The sequence below is a fragment of the Cupriavidus respiraculi genome, from assembly GCF_914271545.1.
Classification (GTDB): Bacteria; Pseudomonadota; Gammaproteobacteria; order Burkholderiales; family Burkholderiaceae; genus Cupriavidus; species Cupriavidus respiraculi.
The window spans coordinates 371,022-387,199 of the sequence record NZ_CAJZAH010000002.1; the positions used below are offsets into that span (position 1 = coordinate 371,022).

Consider the following 16,178-nt stretch of genomic DNA (forward strand, 5'->3'; position numbering starts at 1 on the left):
CGCCGGTCGTGGCCCGCCCGGGCGCGGCGCAGCGCTGGCGCCCCCCGGGCCGGTGCGCGGCGCTTGCTTGACCTGGCAGCAGCAAACCCATGAGCAAGCTCAAGGAATTGCCCCTCTCAGCGCTGCAGTTCTATGCTACGGCGCCCTACGCTTGCAGCTATCTGGAAGGCCGCATGGCCCGCTCCCAGGTAGCCACTCCCGCTCACCTGATCAACGCCGACGTCTATTCGCGGCTGGTGCGCGCCGGCTTCCGGCGCAGCGGCATCTTCACCTACCGACCCTATTGCGACGAGTGCCACGCCTGCACGCCGTGCCGGCTGGCGGTCGACCTGTTCGAGCCGGACCGCAGCCAGCGCCGCGCCTGGAACAGGCACAGCCGGCTCCAGGCGCTGGTGGCGCCGCTGACGTACGTGGAGGAGCACTACGCGCTGTACCTGCGCTACCAGTCGATGCGACATGCCGGCGGCGGCATGGATCAGGACAGCCGCGATCAGTACGAGCAGTTCCTGCTGCAGAGCCGGGTCAATTCGCGGCTGGTGGAATTCCGCGAACCGCCGGGCTCGCCCGAGGCCGGACGGCTGCGCATGGTCAGCATGATCGACGTGCTCGATGACGGGCTGTCATCGGTCTACACGTTCTACGATCCCGAGGATCAGAAAGCCAGCTACGGCACCTACAACATCCTCTGGCAGATCGCCCAGACCCGGGAACTCGGGCTGCCCCATCTCTATCTCGGCTACTGGATCGCCCAGAGCCGCAAGATGGCCTACAAGGCGCGCTTCCAGCCGCTGCAGGTGCTCGTCGGCAATCAGTGGCGCCCCTTCAGCGCCGCGCTCGACGATGCCGCGCAGGCGCAGCCGTGCGGCAGCCGCCCCGAGTCAGCCACTGCCGTGCCGGTCGCGCCGGCCATGCCCGCCATCCCGCCCGCCGGCAAGCTCGAGACCTAGCCGCTTCGCGGCGCGTGCTCAGGCGTTCTGCGCCGGCTTGTCGTCGATCGGGTCGGGGTGGATCTGCAGCACCGTATCGCGCTTCTCCAGCAGGTGGCGCCGCAGGATGGCGCCCAGCGCCTTGCCGTCGCGGGCTTCCAGCGCACGGACCATTTCCTCGTGATCGTGCACCGCGCGATCCCACTTCTCCGTCTGGTGGTTGGAGCGAAAGCGCAGCGCCTTCAGGCGCCGGTTGATCGCCTGGTAAGTCTGGCGCAGCACCGTGTTGCGCGCGGCCGCGTTGATGCGGTCGTGGATCTCCTGGTTGCGGCTGTAGTAGCCCGGCAGATCGTTCTGCACGCGGCAGGCCAGCATCGCGTAATGCAGCGCCTTGATCTCGGCCAGCTCGGCCGGGGTGATGCGCTCGCAGGCCAGCTCCCCTGAGAAGGCTTCCAGGCCGCTCATCAGCTCGAAGGTTTCCCAGATCTCGGCCTCCGTCATGCGCGAGACGCTGGCGCCCCGGTTCGGGGAGATCTCGATCAGCCCCTCCGCGGCCAGCACCTTGAACGCCTCGCGCAGCGGGGTGCGCGAGATGCCCAGCTTTTCGCACAGCTCGCGCTCGTTGAGCTTGACGCCCTGCGCCAGCACGCCCTCCACGATGAACTTGCGCAGGTGCTCGACCACGGTGTCGTGCAGTCGCTGGCGCTCGACGCGCGGCAGCACCGCCGCCCCGGCGGCGACGGGCGGAACCACGCCGCCATCGAATGAATTTTGCATGCAAACGTCCTCAACCCTGGGATTGACCTTATTCTACTTCACGCCCGCGAGCTCGCGTGTGGCCGCTCGCTGCCCGGGTAAACACTGGCGTCCGCGGTGCAATTTCGCCTTTTTCGCATGCTCTCCCTCTGCTACAGTATTTTGCATTCAATATCCAAACGACCAAACGAGCGTCGTTTGCCGACCACAACGAGAGGGGACACTGCATGCTCACTTTGGACTTCCACCCTGCCGGCCGCCACTTCCTCCAGATTCCGGGGCCGAGCCCGGTGCCCGACCGCATCCTGCGCGCGATGAGCTATCCGACCATCGACCACCGCGGCCGCGAGTTCGGCGCGCTGGGCCGCAAGGTGCTGGCCGATATCAAGAAGATCTTCAAGACCGAGCATCCCGTCATCATCTATCCGGCCTCGGGCACCGGCGCCTGGGAAGCGGCGCTGAGCAACACGCTGAGCCCCGGCGACGCCGTGCTGATGTTCGAGACCGGCCACTTCGCCACGCTGTGGAAGAAGATGGCGGAATCGCTGGGCCTGAAGCCCGAGTTCCTCGGCCTGCCCGGCATCGAAGGCTGGCGCCGCGGCGTGCAGCCCGACATGATCGAAGCACGGCTGCGCGAAGACACCGGCCATGCGATCAAGGCCGTGTGCGTGGTCCATAACGAAACGTCGACCGGCGTCACCTCCAATATCGCGGCCGTGCGCCGCGCCATCGATGCCGCCGGCCATCCGGCGCTGCTGCTGGTCGACAGCATCTCCGGGCTGGGTTCGGCCGACTACCGCCACGATGAGTGGGGCGTGGACGTGACGGTCTCTGGCTCGCAGAAGGGCCTGATGCTGCCGCCGGGCATCAGCTTCAACGCGATCTCGCCCAAGGCCATCGCCGCCAGCAAGCAGGCGAAGCTGCCGCGCGCCTTCTGGGGCTGGGACGAGATCATCGAATCGAACAAGAACGGCTACTGGCCCTATACGCCCAGCACCAACCTGCTCTACGGCCTGTCCGAGGCGCTCGACATGATCCTCGGGGAAGGGCTCGACAACGTGTTCGCGCGGCACCAGCGCCTGGCCGAAGCCACCCGCCGCGCGGTCCGCGCCTGGGGCCTGGAGATCCAGTGCGCCGATCCCGCGGTGTACAGCCCGGTGCTGACGGGCGTGATGATGCCGGAGGGCGTCGACGCCGACGCGGTGCGCCAGCGCATCTACGAGCGCTTCGACATGTCGCTGGGCCAGGCGCTGGGCAAGATGCGCGGCAAGATGTTCCGCATCGGCCATCTCGGCGACTGCAACGACCTGACGCTGATGGCGACGCTCGCCGGCTGCGAGATGGGGCTGAAGATCTCCGGCGTGGCGCTGGCCGGCAGCGGCGTGACCGCCGCGATGGACTATCTGGCCTCGCACACCGATACGCCGGTGCTCAAGGCGGCTGCCTGACGCGCCATCCATCCGGCGCTCGGGCGTACGGGCAAGCGCCCGCCTCCGCCCCCAACGGCGCCCGTCCTTCTCGGGACAAGGGCGGCACCGTGCGGTTGTCCGCGGCGAATCCGCCGCGGCGATCTTCCCAGCTTCAGTAGAACACCATGACGAACTCATCCCCGAGCTTGCTGGTCAAGCCCATTCATCTGGTGCCCTCGCAAAGCGGGGCGTCGACGCCGCTGGCCACGCGGCTGCGCAAGGAACTGCGCGGCGATGTGTTCTTCGACCGTGCCGCGCGGGGCCGCTATGCCACCGACGCTTCGATCTACCAGATCATGCCCATCGGCGTGGCCGTGCCGCGCGACCAGGACGACCTGTTGCTGGCCCTGGAGATCGCCCGCGACCTCGGCGCGCCGGTGCTGGCGCGCGGTGCCGGCACCAGCCAGTGCGGCCAGACCGTGGGCGAGGCGCTGGTGATCGACAACAGCAAGTGGCTCAACAACGTGATCGCGTTCGATGCCCAGGCCCGCACGGTCACCGTCGAGCCCGGCATCGTGCTGGACCACCTGAACGCCTGGCTCAAGCCGCACGGCCTGTGGTTCCCGGTCGACGTCTCGACCAGCGCGCAATGCACGATCGGCGGCATGGCGGGCAACAACTCCTGCGGCTCCCGCTCGATCGAGTACGGCAACATGGTCCACAACGTGCTCGCCATCGACGCGGTGCTCGCCGACGGCACGCGCTGCCATTTCGGCTCGCTGAAGGCGCCGCCGAAGGACACCCGCGTGGAGGGCCTGCTGCACGGCCTGCGGCGCATCGCCACGCGCGAGAGCGACGAGATCCAGCGCAACGTGCCGAAGGTGCTGCGCCGGGTCGCCGGCTACAACATCGATCTGTTCGACTGCCAGAATCCGCGCGCCTATACCGACGACGGCTACGCCAACCTGTCGCACATCCTGGTCGGCTCCGAAGGCACGCTGGCCTACAGCCGGCAGATCACGCTCAAGCTCGCGCCCCTGCCCGAGCACAAGGTGCTGGGCGTGGTGAATTTCCCCACCTTCTACCAGGCGATGGCGATGACCCAGCACATCGTCAAGCTGCAGCCGGTGGCGGTGGAGCTGGTCGATCGCACCATGATCGACCTGTCGATGGAGAACCCGTCGTTCCGCCCCGTGATCGAGCGGGCGCTGACCGGCGAGCCGCAGGCCATCCTGCTGGTCGAGTTCGCGGGCGAAGACCATGCCGCGCTGCTGCGCCGCCTCGACGAGCTGGCCGAACTGATGGGCGACCTCGGCCTGCCGGGCTCGGTGGTCAAGATGGCCGACGCCAAGGCGCAGAAGGCGCTGTGGGATGTGCGCAAGGCCGGCCTGAACATCATGATGAGCATGAAGGGCGACGGCAAGCCGGTGTCCTTCATCGAGGACTGCGCGGTGCCGCTGGAGCATCTGGCCGAGTACACCCGCCGCCTCACCGAGGTCTTCCACAAGCACGAGACCGAGGGCACCTGGTATGCGCACGCGAGCGTCGGCACGCTGCACGTGCGTCCCATCCTCGACATGCGCCGCGACGGCGCGGTGCGCATGCGCGAGATCGCCGAGGAAGCCTCGGCGCTGGTGCGCGAGTACAAGGGCGCCTACTCCGGCGAGCATGGCGACGGCCTGTGCCGGGGCGAATGGGTGGCCTGGCAGTACGGTCCGCGCATCAATGCCGCCTTCGCGGAAATCAAGGCGCTGTTCGATCCCGACAACCGCTTCAACCCCGACAAGATCGTGCGCCCCCCGAAAATGGACGCGCGCGAGAACTTCCGCTTCGCTCCCGGCTACGAGGCCCTGCCCATCCGCCCCGCGCTGGACTGGTCCGCGTGGAACGTCAGGCGCGACCCGCTGACCGGCGAGGAGACCCCGCCCGGCACCGGCACGGACAGGACAGGCGGCCTCGCCGCCGCCGTCGAGATGTGCAACAACAACGGCCACTGCCGCAAGTTCGATGCGGGCACCATGTGCCCGAGCTATCGCGTGACCAAGGACGAGCAGCACCTGACGCGGGGGCGCGCCAACACGCTGCGGCTGGCGGTGTCGGGCCAGCTCGGCGAGGAGGGGCTGGCGAGCGAGGACGTCAAGGCGGTGCTGGACCTGTGCGTCTCCTGCAAGGGCTGCAAGCGCGACTGCCCCACCGGCGTCGACATGGCGAAGATGAAGATCGAGGCGCGCCACGCGTGGGCACAGCGGCACGGCACCACGCTGCGCGAGCGCATGGTGGCCTTCATGCCGCGCTACGCGCCCTTCGCCAGCCGCATGCCGGCGCTGTTCGCCCTGGCCGACAACATCCCGGGCGTCTCGGCGCTGGTCAAGCGCGCGCTGGGCTTCGCGCCGCAGCGGCCCCTGCCGCGCTTCCGCTCCGCGTTCCTGTCCAGCGTGAAGGCTCCGGCCACCACGGCGACGGCACAAGGCAAGGAAGTGCTGCTGTTCGTCGACACCTTCAGCAACTACATGGAACCCGAAAACGCCCAGGCCGCGCAGCAGGTGCTCGAGGCGGCGGGCTACACGGTGCACTTCAACACCCGCGCCGGCGAACGTCCGCTGTGCTGCGGCCGCACGCTGCTGGCCGCCGGGCTGGTCGACGAGGCGAAGCAGGAAGCCCGGCGGATGCTCGACGCCTTCCGGCCATATGTCGAGCGCGGCGTGCCGGTGGTCGGGCTGGAGCCCTCGTGCCTGCTGTCGCTGCGGGACGAGTTCCTCAACTACGGTTATGGCGACGAAGCGGCGCGGCTGTCGGCGAACGCCTTCCTGTTCGAGGAATTCCTGGTGCGCGAACACAAGGCCGGACGCCTCGCGCTGGACCTGAAGCCGCTCGCCACGGGCGAAGCGCTGGTGCACGGCCATTGCCACCAGAAAGCCTTCGATGCCTTTACCCCGGTGCAGACGGTGCTGGGCTGGATCCCCGGCCTGAAGGTCTCGCCGATCGAATCGTCGTGCTGCGGCATGGCGGGCAGCTTCGGCTACGAGGCCGAGCACTACGAGGCCTCGCGCGCGATGGCGGAGCTGTCGCTGCTGCCCGCGGTGCGCAAGCGCGCCGCCGGTGCGCTGGTGGTCGCGGATGGCACCAGCTGCCGCCACCAGATCCGCGACGGCGCCGATGCCGAACCGGTGCATGTCGCCCGCGTGCTGGCGACCTCGCTCTCGGGCGTCGGGCAGGCGGCCGGCGTCGATCCGTAGCGGCGGCGGCCCGAGCGGTTCAACGGTTTCTGCAGTTCGTGTTCACAAGGCGCCGGCGGGGCATCGCCCCCGGACAGAGCGCCAGAAACGCCCCTTCGCCTCGGCCGATGCGCCGCCCGAAGGGGAATATTCGGCCACGTGCCCCAAGGCATGGGCTTGGTGAGTATCCAAAGGAGACAGGCAATGCAACAGCAACACAAGACGTGGAAGACGCTGGCCATCGCGGTGGGCGCCAATGCCCTGATGAGCGCGGGTGCGCTGGCATGGGAGCCCACCAAGCCGGTGGAGCTGGTGGTGCCGTTCAGCGCGGGCGGCGCCTCCGACCAGATGGCGCGCTCGATCCAGGGCATCATCGCCAAGCACAAGCTGATGAGCCAGCCCATCATCGTCGTCAACAAGGCCGGCGCCAGCGGCGCCGAGGGGCTGATGGACACCAAGGCCTCGCAGGGCAATCCGCACAAGCTGCTGGTCACGTCCTCGGCCCTCTACACGGTGCCCATGGTCAGCCAGCTGCCCTTCAGCTGGCGCGACCTGACGCCGGTGGCGCTGGTGGCGCAGGACGAATTCGTGCTGTGGACCAACGCGGCATCGCCGTCCAAGACCGTCACCGAGTTCATCAACGCGGCTAAGGCCAACGCGGGCAAGGTCAAGATGGGTGGCACCAGCTCCAAGCGCGAGGACCAGATCATCACCACGCTGGTCCAGAAGAAGACCGGCACCAAGTTCATCTACGTGCCGTACAAGGGCGGCGGCGAGGCGGCCACCCAGCTCTCCGGCCAGCATATCGACGCCAACGTCAACAACCCCAGCGAATCGGTCAGCCAGTGGCGCGCGGGCGAACACCGCGCGCTGTGCGTGTTCGCGCCCGAACGCATGAGCTACACGGTCAAGGTCACGCAGCAGCAGAGCTGGCATGACGTGCCGACCTGCAAGGAACAGGGGCTGGACGTGCAATACCAGATGCTGCGCGTGTTCATGATGCCGGGCGGCGTGACGCCGGACCAGCAGAAGTACTACGTGGACCTGATGCAGAAGGTCGTGGCCACGCCCGAGTGGAAGGAATACCTCGAGAAGAACGCGCTGAAGAACGACTTCCTGGTCGGCAAGCCGCTCACCGACTTCCTGACCAAGGACGAGAACTCGCATCGCGACATCGTGCGGGAAGCCGGCTTCTCGGCCGCGCGCTGAACCGCTCGTCCCGCCGCGCCCGCATGACGGGCCGGCGGGCTTCCAAGGAACCTGCGCAGGAGACGTCTTCATGGACGCGAAGCATGACGAGGTATCCACCACCGGCGGCGTCTCCGTACGGACGGTGGAGATTGTGGTGGCCATCTGCCTGCTCTCGCTGGCGATGGTGGTGATCTGGAGCAACTACCGCATCGGCGCCGGCTGGGCGCCGGACGGCCCCGAGGCCGGCTATTTCCCGCTGCGCATCGGCGTGATCATCCTGGTCTGCAGCCTGGCGGTCGCATGGCAGGCATGGCGCACCAGCGAGCACGAGACGTTCGTCTCGTGGCAGCAGTTCAAGCAGGTGTGCGTCATCTTGCTGCCGCTGTCGGTCTATGTGGCACTGATCGGCTTCCTGGGCATCTACGTGGCCTCGGCCATCTTCATGACCGGCTTCATGATCGCCGTCGGCAAGGCCGCCTGGTGGCGCGCCGTGCTGATCGGGGTCGGTGTCAACGCGGTGCTGTTCTGGATCTTCGAGATCCAGTTCCGCGTGCCGCTGCCCAAGGGTCCGCTCGAAGCGGCCTTCGGCTACTAGGAGACACGCGATGGAAGAAATGAATGCCCTGATGGGCGGCTTCGCGGTGGCCATGTCCTGGCACAACGTCGGGCTGATGTTCGTCGGCATCCTGCTGGGCATCGTGGTCGGCGTGCTGCCCGGCCTGGGCGGACCGAACGGCGTGGCGATCCTGCTGCCGCTGACGTTCTCGATGGAGCCGACCTCGGCCATCATCATGCTGTCCTGCATCTACTGGGGCGCACTGTTCGGCGGGGCCATCACCTCGATCCTGTTCAATATCCCGGGCGAGGCGTGGTCGGTGGCCACCACGTTCGACGGCTATCCAATGGCCCAGCGCGGCGAGGCCGGCCGGGCGCTGACCTCGGCCTTCACCGGCTCGTGCCTGGGTGCGATGGCCGGCGTGCTGCTGATCACCTTCCTGGCGCCGCTGGTCGCCAAGTTCGCGCTGCGCTTCGGCCCGCCGGAGTTCTTCGCGGTCTACCTGCTCACCTTCTGCAGCTTCATCGGCATGGGCAAGGAATCCAAGCCCAAGATCCTGATCGCGATGTGCATCGGCTTCGCGCTGGCGGCCGTCGGCATGGACACCGTGTCCGGCACGCTGCGGATGACCTTCGGCTCGCACGAACTGCTGCGCGGCATCGACTTCCTGGTGGCGGTGATCGGCCTGTTCGGCATCAGCGAGATCCTGATGACGATGGAGGAAGGCGTGGCCTTCCGCGGCAAGCAGGCACGCATCGACCTGAAGGTGGTGATGAAGACCTGGGCCGAAATGCCCCGCTACTGGCTCACCGTGCTGCGCTCGTCGGTCATCGGCTGCTGGCTCGGCATCACGCCGGGCGGCGCGACCGCGGCTTCGTTCATGGGCTACGGCGTGGCCAAGCGCATGGGGCGCGACCCGGAGTCGTTCGGCAAGGGCAATGTGGAAGGGGTGATCGCGCCGGAAACGGCCGCGCACGCCGCCGGCACCAGCGCGCTGCTGCCGATGCTGGCGCTGGGCATTCCCGGCTCGGCCACCGCCGCGGTGCTGCTCGGCGGCCTGATGATCTGGGGCCTGCAGCCCGGCCCGCTGCTGTTCGCCGAACAGGGCCCGTTCGTGTGGGGCCTGATCGCCAGCATGTACCTGGGCAATATCGTCGGCCTGATCGTGGTGCTGTCGACGGTGCCGCTGTTCGCCGCGATCCTGCGCATTCCGTTCTCGATCATCGCCCCGCTGATCCTGGTGATCTGCGCCATCGGCGCGTACACCGTGCACGGCGCGCTGTTCGATGTGTGGCTGATGCTGGGCTTCGGCGTGATCGGCTACGTGCTCAAGAAGCTGGGCTATCCGCTGGCGCCGCTGGTGCTGGCGCTGGTGCTCGGCGACCGGGCCGAGGACGCCTTCCGGCAGACCATGCTGGTGTCCTCCGGCGCGCTCGACGTGTTCTGGTCCAACGGACTGGTCGGCACCATCATGGGCCTGGCGATCTTCGTGCTGGTGTGGCCGCTGCTGAGCGACCTGCGCACCCGCATGCGGGCACGGACCGAGCGGCGCGCGGCCTGAAGCCCGGCGCCTGACGGGCACGGGGAGAAGAACCCAGGGGAGCGGGAAGCAAGCCGCGGGACAACAGCGACGGCAGTGAGGACAGAGGCGCGGATTCCAGCGCCCGCGACTCGAAAGGGCACCAGCCGCTACAATGCCGGCTTGGCTGCGATGCCCTTTCGAGTCTTTTTTTGCCCTGCACGCGGATGCCGCGCGGTCCGTACCGCGCCTTCCCCGGGCCTGCCTTCCCCCGATCCCACTCCACGCCAACGTGTTCAACGCGCTCTATCCCCTGTTTCGCCCCGCCCTGTTCTCCATGGACGCGGAGGATGCCCACCATTTCACGCTGAACAACCTGCGCCGCGCACAGCGCCTGGGACTGGCGGGCTGCCTCGGCAACCGGATCGCCGAGGATCCCCGCACCGTGATGGGAATCCGCTTTCCCAACCCGGTGGGGCTCGCGGCGGGGCTGGACAAGGATGGCGCCTATATCGACGCGCTGGCCGCCTTCGGCTTCGGCTTTATCGAAGTGGGCACGGTCACCCCGCGCGCCCAGCCCGGCAACCCGCGTCCGCGCATGTTCCGGCTGCCCGAGGCCGATGCGCTGATCAACCGCATGGGCTTCAACAACGGCGGCGTGGATGCCTTCGTCGCCAACGTCACCGCTTCGCGCTGGAAAGCCGAGGGCGGCGTGCTGGGGCTGAATATCGGCAAGAACGCCGATACGCCGATCGAGCGCGCGGTGGACGACTACCTGTATTGCCTCGAACGCGTCTATCCCCACGCGAGCTATGTCACGGTCAATATTTCCTCGCCCAACACCAAGAACCTGCGGCAGCTGCAGGGCGCCAGCGAGCTGGACCATCTGCTGTCGACGCTGAAGACCGCCCAGCAGCGGCTGGCGGACCAGCACCGGCGCTACGTGCCGCTGGCGCTGAAGATCGCCCCGGACCTGGACGCCGACCAGATCGGCAATATCGGCGACGCGCTGGTGCGGCACGGCATCGACGGGGTGATCGCGACCAACACCACGATCTCGCGCGACGCGGTCAAGGGCCTGCGCCATGCCGAGGAAGCCGGCGGGCTGTCGGGTCGGCCGGTGTTCGAGGCGTCGACCCGCGTCGTCGAGGGCCTGCGCGCGGTGATCGGCGAGGCGCTGCCGATCATCGGCGTGGGCGGCATCTTCGGCGGTGCCGACGCCCGCGCCAAGATCGACGCCGGCGCGCAGCTGGTGCAGGTCTACAGCGGGCTGATCTACCGCGGCCCGGCGCTGGTCGCCGAATGCGCGGCCGCGCTGCGCCGCTGACCCACCGCCCCGTCGATCCGCACTTCCCTTCCACCACTCCTGGACGACAACCACACCATGGAAACCATCCGTCTCGGCCAAAGCGACCTGCAGGTCTCGCGCATCTGCCTCGGCACCATGACGTTCGGCGAACAGAACACCGAAGCCGAAGGCCACCAGCAGCTGGACTACGCCTTCTCGCGCGGCATCAATTTCATCGACACGGCCGAGATGTATCCGGTCAAGCCGCGCGCCGAGACGTATGGCCAGACCGAGCGCATCGTCGGCACCTGGCTCAAGCGGCAGCAGCGCGACCGCGTGGTGCTGGCCACCAAGGTCGCCGGCCCGGCCCGCATGCCGTGGATCCGCGACGGCGGCGACCTCACGCCGGCCAGCATCCGCGCCGCGGTGGACGATTCGCTGGCGCGCCTGCAGACGGACTATATCGACCTGTACCAGATCCACTGGCCCGCCCGCAACGCGCCGATCTTCGGCCAGAAGAGCTTCGATCCCGCCCGCGAGCGCGAATGCACCAGCATCCAGGCGCAGCTCGAAGCGATGGGCGAGCTGGTTCGCGCCGGCAAGATCCGCTACGTCGGCGTCTCGAACGAAACGCCCTGGGGCATCGCCGAGTTCGTCAAGCAGGCCGAACTGCACGGCCTGCCGCGCATCGCCACCGTGCAGAACCCGTACAACCTGGTGAACCGCAGCTTCGAGCAGGGGCTGGACGAGGCGTGCTTCCGCACCGACGTGAGCCTGCTCGTCTACAGCCCGCTCGCCTTCGGCCAGCTCACCGGCAAGTACCTCAAGGGCGACGCCGCCGAGCCGACCTTCGATACCGCCGCGACCGGGCGCCTGAACCGCTTCTCGCCCGACTGGAGCCCGCGCTACATGCGCGCGGACACGCTGCGCGCCTCGGCACAGTACGTCGCGCTGGCGCGCGAGGCCGGCATGTCGCCCGCCACGCTGGCCCTGGCGTGGTGCTATTCGCGCTGGTTCGCAGCCAGCACCATCGTTGGCGCGACCAGCGTCGAACAGCTGCGCGAGGACATCGACGCGTGGCAGGTGCGACTGCCGCAGGACGTGATCGACGGCATCGAACGCATTCACACCCGCATCAACAACCCCGCGCAGTAAGCCCCTCGGCGCGGCCGTTCGCCGCACGCCGGTCCGCACCGCAACAGTGCGGACCGGCGCCGGACAGTGGTATCCTCGCGGCCTTGCCGCCGCCCGCGATCACACCGGCCGGGGCACCGAGACCAACAAGTTGGGGGACATCCGACAATGAAATCGCTGAAGCCAACCACCAGGACCCTGCTGGCCGCCGCCGTCGCGCTGGCCACCACCTACGGCGCCGCCGTGCAGGCGCAGACCGTGAAGGTGCTGTCCATCGTCGACCACCCGGCGCTCGACGCCATCCGCGACGGCGTGCGCGCCGAACTGAAGTCGGCGGGCTACGACGCCGACAAGAACCTGAAGTGGGAGTACCAGAGCGCGCAGGGCAACACCGGCACCGCGGCGCAGATCGCCCGCAAGTTCGTCGGCGACCAGCCCAACGCCATCGTCGCCATCGCCACGCCCGCCGCGCAGGCCGTGGTGGCCGCCACCAAGAGCGTGCCGGTGGTCTACTCCGGCGTGACCGACCCGGTTGCGGCGCAACTGGTCAAGGGCTGGACGCCCAGCGGCACCAACGTGACCGGCGTCTCCGACAAGCTGCCGCTGGACAAGCAGATCGCCCTGATCAAGCGCGTCGTGCCCAAGGCCAAGACGGTCGGCATGGTCTACAACCCCGGCGAGGCCAACTCGGTCGTCGTGGTCAAGGAACTGAAGACGCTGCTGGCCAAGGAAGGCATGACGCTGAAGGAAGCCGCCGCGCCGCGCACGGTCGACATCGGACCGGCCGCCCGCAGCCTCGCCGGCAAGGTGGACGTGATCTACACCAATACCGACAACAACGTCGTGTCGGCCTACGAGGCGCTGGTCAAGGTGGCCAACGAATCGAAGCTGCCGCTGGTGGCGGCCGATACCGACAGCGTCAAGCGCGGCGCGATCGCGGCGCTGGGCATCAACTACGGCGATCTCGGCCATCAGACCGGCAAGCTCGTGGTGCGCATCCTGAAGGGCGAAAAGCCCGGTGCCATTGCTTCGGAAACCAGCGACAAGCTCGAGCTGTTCGTCAATCCGGGCGCCGCCGAGAAGCAGGGCGTGACCCTGTCGCAGGACCTGCTCAAGGACGCCAAGCAGGTCATCAAGTAAGTTGAACGGACGGGCTGCCGCGCGGCGGCCCGCCGCCGTCCGGCCGGCTCCGATCGCTCGCTGCGCGCGCCACCGGTCCGCCATGCCCCGGCGGCAGGACCGAACGCCGCCCCGCCCCAGCCACAGGATTTCCCCATGTCCCTCTTCTCCCTGATGGGCGCGCTAGAGATCGGGCTGATCTTCAGCCTCGTCGCGCTCGGGGTGCTGATTTCCTTCCGCATCCTCAACTTCCCCGACCTGACCGTCGATGGCAGCTTCCCGCTGGGCGGCGCCGTCGCCGCCACGCTGATCGCCGCGGGACAGGACCCGTTCCTGGCCACCGCCGTGGCCATCGTCGCGGGCTGCATCGCGGGCCTGATCACCGGCTGGCTCAATGTCCGGCTCAAGATCATGGATCTGCTGGCCAGCATCCTGATGATGATCGCGCTGTATTCGATCAACCTGCGCGTGATGGGCCGGCCCAATGTGCCGCTGATCACCGAGCCCACCATCTTCACCATCCTGCAGCCCGAATGGCTGCCCGACTATCTGCTGCGCCCCGCGCTGCTGCTCGTGGTGGTGATCGCCGCCAAGCTGGGGCTGGACTGGTTCTTCGCCTCGCAGCGCGGCCTCGCGATGCGCGCCACGGGCGCCAACCCGCGCATGGCCCGCTCGCAGGGCATCGCCACCGGCCGCGCCACGCTCGCCGGCATGGCGCTGTCGAACGGGCTGGTCGCGCTGGCCGGCGCGCTGTTCGCGCAGACCCAGGGCGGCGCGGATATCTCGATGGGCATCGGCACCATCGTGATCGGCCTGGCGGCCGTGATCATCGGCGAAACCATCCTGCCCGCGCGACGGCTGGTGCTGACCACGCTGGCCGTGGTGCTCGGCGCCATCCTCTACCGCTTCTTTATCGCGCTCGCGCTCAACAGCGACTTCATCGGGCTCAAGGCCCAGGACCTGAACCTGGTCACCGCCCTGCTGGTGACCGTGGCGCTGGTGCTGCCCGCCACGCGCAAGAAGCTGTTCGGCCGCAAGGGAGGTGCCTGACATGCTGCGCGCACAAGACCTGAAACTGACGTTCAATCCCGGCACGCCGATCGAGACGCGCGCGCTGCGCGGCCTGAGCCTGGAGATTCCCACGGGCCAGTTCGTCGCCGTGATCGGCTCCAACGGGGCCGGCAAATCGACGTTCCTGAACGCCGTCAGCGGCGACCAGATGGTGGACGCGGGCAGCATCACCATCGACGACACCGACGTAACGCGCCAGCCCGCATGGGATCGCGCCCACCTGGTGGCCCGCGTGTTCCAGGACCCAATGGCCGGCACCTGCGAGGCGCTGACCATCGAGGAGAACATGGCGCTGGCGATGGCGCGCGGCACCCGCCGCGGCTTCCGTCCGGCACTGAACCGGGCCTCGCGCGAGCTCTTCCGCGACAAGCTGCGCCTGCTGAACCTCGGCCTCGAAAACCGCCTCACCGACCGTATCGGACTGCTGTCGGGTGGCCAGCGCCAGGCCGTCAGCCTGCTGATGGCATCGCTGCAACCGTCGCGTATCCTGCTGCTGGACGAACACACCGCCGCGCTCGACCCCAAGACGGCGGCGTTCGTGCTGGAACTGACGGCCCGCATCGTCGAGGAAAGCCAGCTCACGACGATGATGGTCACCCACAGCATGCGGCAGGCGCTGGACTACGGCACCCGCACGGTGATGCTGCATCAGGGCCAGGTGGTGCTGGATGTATCGGGCGAGCAGCGCAAGGGGCTCGATGTGCCCGACCTGCTGCGCATGTTCGAGCAGACGCGGCACGAACAGCTGGATGACGATGCGCTGTTGCTGAGCTGATCTGAGCTGCCTCAGGCGTCGGCGCCTGGCGCCCGAAGGCCGAGTCCCCTCGCAGGGGCTCGGCCTTTTTCTTTGGCGGCCGGTCTCCGGTATCGGAGGCGCTGAAGTGCGTTCCAGATCCCGAATTCGATAGTGCGGCAACTTTGACGGAATACCGCGTGCGGAACCGCAGGCAACCTTGCGGCTTCGGTGCCTTACGCACCGCTCTCCCCACCCTTCTATCGCCAGCTCATGACCAACGAATGCGATGCCTCATACAAGCTGCTCTTCTCCACGCCCGAATTTGTCCGGGCACTGATACGAGGCTTTGTTCCTCACCCATGGGTGCAAAGTCTGAACTACGGGACGCTGGAAAAAGTGGCCTGCCACTACGTCACCGACGACCTGCGCCAGCGTGCCAGCGATGTGGTGTGGCGTGCGAAGGTGGGTGAAGAATGGATCTATCTGTACCTGCTGATCGAGTTCCAGAGCACCGTGGACCAACATATGGCGCTAAGGATGAACGGCTATCTCACCCTGCTTTACCAGGACCTGCTGCGCGCCTGCGAGGCGCCGCGCGACCGCCTGTTGCCACCGGTGCTGCCTATCGTCTTCTACACCGGAAACCGGAAATGGACGGCGGCCACCGATACCGCCGCGCTGATTGCGCAGATGCCCGACGTGGTCGCAAAATATCAGCCGCGGCTGTCGTATCTCCTGATCGACTGCAGCCAGTATCGGAAAGCCGATCTGCTGGAGATGAACAACCTCGTGGCTTGCGTCATCGGGCTCGAACATCCCGCCAGCGAGAAGATGTTCTCCCGGCTGATCTCTCAGCTGAGGCGGATGATCGGCAGCAACGTTCCGCTCAAGGAGATTGCAGTCCGCTGGCTTCGCGGCCTCGCTACACGGCAAAGCAGGGTTGCATCGGTACCACGTGTGTTGACGGATAAAGCGCTAACTGAACTGGGAGATTTCAAGATGACTTGGGCAGAATGCTTTGACGAGGCAAGACGGAAGTCCAGGCAGGCCGGCCTGCGCGAAGGCATCCGCGAAGGCATGCGCAAGGGTGAAGCCATGGCGTTGCGCAAGCTGCTGGTTCGCCGCTTCGGGGACTTGCCCCCGGAAATCGCGGGCCGGATCGATGCGGCCGCGCAAGAGCAGATCGACCGGTGGATGGACCGCGTGTTCTACTCGGACAGTCTGGCGGAGATCTTCCGCGACTGATGCGTCGCGGGGC

General features: G+C 67.6%; 13 protein-coding genes. 12 read left to right on the top strand and 1 reads right to left on the bottom strand.

Translation table 11 applies throughout. The features are described 5' to 3' along the window. Positions 1–89 precede the first annotated feature (89 nt). Positions 90–947: an arginyltransferase gene (locus LDO27_RS09215; protein ID WP_224041295.1), complete on the top strand. Its 858-nt coding sequence runs from the start codon at positions 90–92 to the stop codon at positions 945–947. 18 nt (positions 948–965) lie between these two features. Here LDO27_RS09215 and LDO27_RS09220 read toward each other — a convergent pair whose 3' ends face one another. Then, positions 966–1,703 (bottom strand): GntR family transcriptional regulator, encoded by a 738-nt coding sequence (locus LDO27_RS09220; protein WP_222201221.1) that lies wholly within the window; start codon positions 1,701–1,703, stop codon positions 966–968. A gap of 206 nt (positions 1,704–1,909) precedes the next feature. Here LDO27_RS09220 and LDO27_RS09225 point away from each other — a divergent pair, with 206 nt between their 5' ends. From LDO27_RS09225 to LDO27_RS09275, 11 genes are all read left to right on the top strand, one after another. After that, positions 1,910–3,130 carry a pyridoxal-phosphate-dependent aminotransferase family protein gene (locus tag LDO27_RS09225; RefSeq protein ID WP_222201222.1) on the top strand — a complete coding sequence of 407 codons (1,221 nt, stop codon included), beginning with the start codon at positions 1,910–1,912 and terminating at the stop codon, positions 3,128–3,130. A 146-nt stretch (positions 3,131–3,276) separates the two neighbouring features. Beyond that, positions 3,277–6,327 carry an FAD-binding and (Fe-S)-binding domain-containing protein gene (locus LDO27_RS09230; protein ID WP_224041297.1) on the top strand — a complete coding sequence of 1,017 codons (3,051 nt, stop codon included), beginning with the start codon at positions 3,277–3,279 and terminating at the stop codon, positions 6,325–6,327. A gap of 243 nt (positions 6,328–6,570) precedes the next feature. Then, entirely contained in the window at positions 6,571–7,515 is a 945-nt protein-coding gene (locus LDO27_RS09235) for a Bug family tripartite tricarboxylate transporter substrate binding protein (RefSeq protein ID WP_224042505.1), read from the top strand. Positions 7,516–7,585: 70 nt separating this feature from the next. After that, the gene (locus LDO27_RS09240) at positions 7,586–8,092 is read left to right on the top strand and encodes a tripartite tricarboxylate transporter TctB family protein (RefSeq protein ID WP_222201225.1); all 507 of its coding nucleotides are present in this window, start codon (positions 7,586–7,588) and stop codon (positions 8,090–8,092) included. Between the two features lie 10 nt (positions 8,093–8,102). Then, positions 8,103–9,614: a tripartite tricarboxylate transporter permease gene (locus LDO27_RS09245; protein ID WP_222201226.1), complete on the top strand. Its 1,512-nt coding sequence runs from the start codon at positions 8,103–8,105 to the stop codon at positions 9,612–9,614. Between the two features lie 250 nt (positions 9,615–9,864). Further along, positions 9,865–10,899 (top strand): quinone-dependent dihydroorotate dehydrogenase, encoded by a 1,035-nt coding sequence (locus LDO27_RS09250; RefSeq protein ID WP_222201227.1) that lies wholly within the window; start codon positions 9,865–9,867, stop codon positions 10,897–10,899. 57 nt (positions 10,900–10,956) lie between these two features. Beyond that, positions 10,957–12,015, top strand: a complete 1,059-nt coding sequence (locus LDO27_RS09255) for an aldo/keto reductase (RefSeq protein WP_222201228.1) — start codon at positions 10,957–10,959, stop codon at positions 12,013–12,015. Between the two features lie 147 nt (positions 12,016–12,162). Next, complete coding sequence (locus tag LDO27_RS09260) at positions 12,163–13,134, top strand: ABC transporter substrate-binding protein (protein ID WP_222201229.1); 972 nt, start codon at positions 12,163–12,165, stop codon at positions 13,132–13,134. A gap of 135 nt (positions 13,135–13,269) precedes the next feature. Beyond that, on the top strand, positions 13,270–14,163 hold the full coding sequence (locus LDO27_RS09265) for an ABC transporter permease (RefSeq protein ID WP_224041300.1): 894 nt from the start codon (positions 13,270–13,272) through the stop codon (positions 14,161–14,163). Position 14,164: 1 nt separating this feature from the next. Next, complete coding sequence (locus LDO27_RS09270; protein WP_224041302.1) at positions 14,165–14,959, top strand: ABC transporter ATP-binding protein; 795 nt, start codon at positions 14,165–14,167, stop codon at positions 14,957–14,959. A 231-nt stretch (positions 14,960–15,190) separates the two neighbouring features. Beyond that, positions 15,191–16,165, top strand: a complete 975-nt coding sequence (locus LDO27_RS09275) for an Rpn family recombination-promoting nuclease/putative transposase (RefSeq protein WP_222201232.1) — start codon at positions 15,191–15,193, stop codon at positions 16,163–16,165. Positions 16,166–16,178: the final 13 nt, after the last annotated feature.